Raw genomic sequence first — 286 nt, forward strand, 5'->3', positions numbered from 1 at the left:
CTTCACCACCACCTCGGCGCGCTGGCCGCGCGCGGCATTTCGCTGCTGCCCCTGGTAGAACGCCTGGCGGCTCATGCCCATGTATTGACAAGCCCTGCTCACGCTCAACCCTTTGACGAGGTCTTGCGAGAGAACTTGCCCGCAGGCTTTTTTACGACACGCACGCCGTAATCCTTCTTCAGCACGTCCACAACGGCTTCGAAGAACTTGGCTCGTTCCTGCGCTTGCGCGAGTTCGACTTGCAGCGCCTTGATTTGCTGCTCCGGTGTCAGGGGTTTGGGGGTCT

At 60.5% G+C, this 286-nt stretch carries 1 pseudogene; it reads right to left on the reverse strand.

The annotated features are described in order from the left end of the window. Positions 1–104: 104 nt before the first annotated feature. A pseudogene (locus WG899_RS22400) lies at positions 105–286 on the reverse strand (IS3 family transposase); the annotation flags it as partial.

The sequence above is a fragment of the Paucibacter hankyongi genome (assembly GCF_037482915.1).
GTDB lineage: Bacteria > Pseudomonadota > Gammaproteobacteria > Burkholderiales > Burkholderiaceae_C > Paucibacter_A > Paucibacter_A hankyongi.